Raw genomic sequence first — 2,685 nt, forward strand, 5'->3', positions numbered from 1 at the left:
CTCACGGCGTATCCGTCGGTTCGACGATCGGCATCATTGGCGGCGGCCAGCTCGGCCGCATGCTGGCGATATCAGCCGCCCGCCTCGGCTACCGCACCGTGGTGCTGGAGCCGCAAGCGGACTGCCCCGCCGCGCAGGTCGCCAACCGTCAGATAACAGCCGCCTATGACGACAAGGCTGCCCTTGCCGAACTGGCAGCGTCGAGTTCCGTCGTCACCTACGAGTTCGAGAACGTTCCGGTCGCGGCCGCCAGCGCGCTGGCCGCCAAGGTTCCGGTCTATCCGCCGGCGCGCGCGCTGGAAGTGGCGCAGGACCGGGTGAGCGAAAAGACATTCCTCAACGGCATCGGCATCGCCACCGCGAATTTCCACGCCGTCGACAATGATGACCAACTGACGACGGCGCTGAAGGCGTTCGACGGCAGCGGCATCCTGAAGACGCGCCGCATGGGCTATGACGGCAAGGGCCAGCGCGTCTTCCGCAACATGGAAACCGGCGGGTTTGCCGGCACCTGCGAGGCGATGGGCAATGTGCCGCTGATTCTGGAGTCCTTCGTGCCGTTCGAGCGCGAGATATCGGTAATCGCGGCGCGCGGGCTGGACGGCGCGGTCGTCGCCTACGATCCGGCCGAGAATATCCACCGCAACGGCATTCTCCATACGTCGACCTTACCGGCCCGCGTAAGGCTCGAAACGGCGCAAGCCGCACGAACGGCGGCATCGAAGGTCCTGTCGGCGCTGGACTATGTCGGCGTCATCGGTGTCGAGTTCTTCGTACTGGCGGACGGCTCGCTGCTGGCCAACGAGATCGCGCCGCGCGTGCACAATTCCGGCCATTGGACGGAAGCCGCCTGTATCGTTTCGCAGTTCGAGCAGCATATCCGCGCCATCGCCGGCCTGCCGCTCGGCAGCCCGGACCGCCACTCCGACTGCGTGATGGAGAACCTGATCGGCGACGATGTGCTGCGCGTCCCTGAGCTTCTCGCCGAGCCCGATCTGATGCTGCATCTCTACGGCAAGGCCGAAGCGCGGCCCGGCCGCAAGATGGGCCATTTCACTCGGATCAGCCGTCGCGCCTCATAAGGTTGCCTACTGCACGTCGTCGCTCTCGTCCTCGCCTGGATTGGCGCAACTCACATCGGCTTCCTCGCAATTGGCCGCGGCAGCGAGCTGCTTGACGCGATCATTGGTCAATCTGGTCAGGCATTGCGAGACTTCCATCGCATGGATCGATCCGCCGTCGCTGGCGGCAGTGGAATGCGCGCACTCGGCATCGCGAAAAGCGATCCAGGCGCGTTGCGCCACCTGCAGCAATCTCTTGCCGCCGGCATCATCCGAGCTGGTGAGGTTTTGATAGGCCTTGTTGAGCCTAGCGTCGGCGGCCTGATAGTCTTCGCCGGCACAGATCTTCATCATCTGCTGGCTATCGTCGCTGCGGTCGCATTCCTGCGCGCGCGCAACCGAAGCTGCCGCCAGCAGGACAAGGCAGGCGGACAGGAACATTCGGCGCATGGTTCTCTCCAAATCACTTCACGGCGACCGCATCATCCCAGCCGGCCCGGGGCCGCGCAATGCGCCAGGCCGATATGGCGGATAATTGATGACAGGGATGATTCACAGCCGCAATGGAGCACGCTTGCGGTTGACAGGGACAAGGCTCCTCGTTTATGAGCCACCCACAGTTCAAAGGCGCGTCTTCTGGCGCGCCTTAAAATTTCGACCCGGACCGGGTCCACACCGACAGGCAAGACCATGAAGATCAAGAATTCGCTCAAGGCGCTGAAGGCGCGTCACCGCGACAACCAGCTGGTTCGCCGCAAGGGCCGCGTCTACATCATCAATAAGACCGCCCCGCGCTACAAGGCACGCCAGGGCTGAGCTTTCGGGCAGGAGGCTGTTGCCTCCGCCCATTTGATGCTTGTTGCCGCCTGCCGGCCTTTCACACCAAATTCAGTTTGACGTTCCGCCGCCCGGGACTAGAGTCCGGTGATGCGGATTCTTTTTGCATTTTTGACATCTCTGCTTGTTTCCGGCGCCATTTATGGCCCGGCATGGGCGGATGATGCTATCGCGCCGCCGGCCACTCAGGACGCCCCGCCCGCCGCAACGACGAAACAAGCCCGCCTCGACCAGCTGTTCAGCGATCTGAAACGCGAGCGCAACGAAAAGGCGGCCGAGCGCATCGCCGGCAACATCTGGAGCGAGTGGTCGCAATCCGGCAGCGCCTCGATCGACCTGATGATGCAATGGTCGCAAAAAGCCGTCGAAAGCCAGAAATTCGACGTCGCGCTCGATTTCCTCGACCAAGTGGTGACTTTGCAGCCGACCTATGCCGAAGGCTGGAACCGGCGTGCCACCGTGCATTTCATGATGAAGAACTACGGCAAGTCGATGTCCGACATCGACCATACGCTGCAGCTCGAGCCGCGCCATTTCGGTGCGCTGTCCGGCCTGGCGCAGATCATGGCGTTGACCGGCCACAAGCAATCGGCGCTCGAGGCCTGGCAAAAGGTGCTGGCCATCTATCCGATGATGCGCAGCGCCCAGGACCAGGTCGGCACGATTTCGGAGGAACTTGCCGGTGAAGGCATTTGATTGCTCTAGGGGAGTGGGGAGAATAAGGCAGTAGGGGCAGATTGTACCTGCGGAACACACACCCTACTCCCCTACTCCCCTACTCCCCTAC

General features: G+C 62.7%; 4 protein-coding genes. 3 read left to right on the forward strand and 1 reads right to left on the reverse strand.

Going from position 1 to position 2,685, the window contains the following annotated elements; translation table 11 throughout:
- Positions 1-26 precede the first annotated feature (26 nt).
- On the forward strand, positions 27-1,082 hold the full coding sequence (locus EOA19_RS34775) for a 5-(carboxyamino)imidazole ribonucleotide synthase (RefSeq protein ID WP_128306106.1): 1,056 nt from the start codon (positions 27-29) through the stop codon (positions 1,080-1,082).
- 6 nt (positions 1,083-1,088) lie between these two features.
- On the opposite strand, the gene EOA19_RS34780 is transcribed toward EOA19_RS34775, so the two are convergent.
- The gene (locus EOA19_RS34780) at positions 1,089-1,511 is read right to left on the reverse strand and encodes a lysozyme inhibitor LprI family protein (RefSeq protein WP_128306104.1); all 423 of its coding nucleotides are present in this window, start codon (positions 1,509-1,511) and stop codon (positions 1,089-1,091) included.
- 240 nt (positions 1,512-1,751) lie between these two features.
- Here EOA19_RS34780 and ykgO point away from each other — a divergent pair, with 240 nt between their 5' ends.
- The gene (gene ykgO / locus EOA19_RS34785; protein WP_006327841.1) at positions 1,752-1,877 is read left to right on the forward strand and encodes a type B 50S ribosomal protein L36; all 126 of its coding nucleotides are present in this window, start codon (positions 1,752-1,754) and stop codon (positions 1,875-1,877) included.
- Between the two features lie 111 nt (positions 1,878-1,988).
- On the forward strand, positions 1,989-2,594 hold the full coding sequence (locus EOA19_RS34790; RefSeq protein WP_128306105.1) for a hypothetical protein: 606 nt from the start codon (positions 1,989-1,991) through the stop codon (positions 2,592-2,594).
- Positions 2,595-2,685 lie beyond the last annotated feature (91 nt).

Origin of the sequence: Mesorhizobium sp. M7A.F.Ca.US.010.02.1.1, assembly GCF_004023085.1 — a bacterium.
In the GTDB taxonomy this organism is placed as follows: domain Bacteria; phylum Pseudomonadota; class Alphaproteobacteria; order Rhizobiales; family Rhizobiaceae; genus Mesorhizobium.

Coding starts and splice junctions, on each gene's coding strand:
- EOA19_RS34780 (WP_128306104.1), bottom strand. CDS start 1,511: ATGCGCCGAATGTTCCTGTCCGCCTGCCTTGTCCTGCTGGCGGCAGCT.
- ykgO (WP_006327841.1), top strand. CDS start 1,752: ATGAAGATCAAGAATTCGCTCAAGGCGCTGAAGGCGCGTCACCGCGAC.
- EOA19_RS34790 (WP_128306105.1), top strand. CDS start 1,989: ATGCGGATTCTTTTTGCATTTTTGACATCTCTGCTTGTTTCCGGCGCC.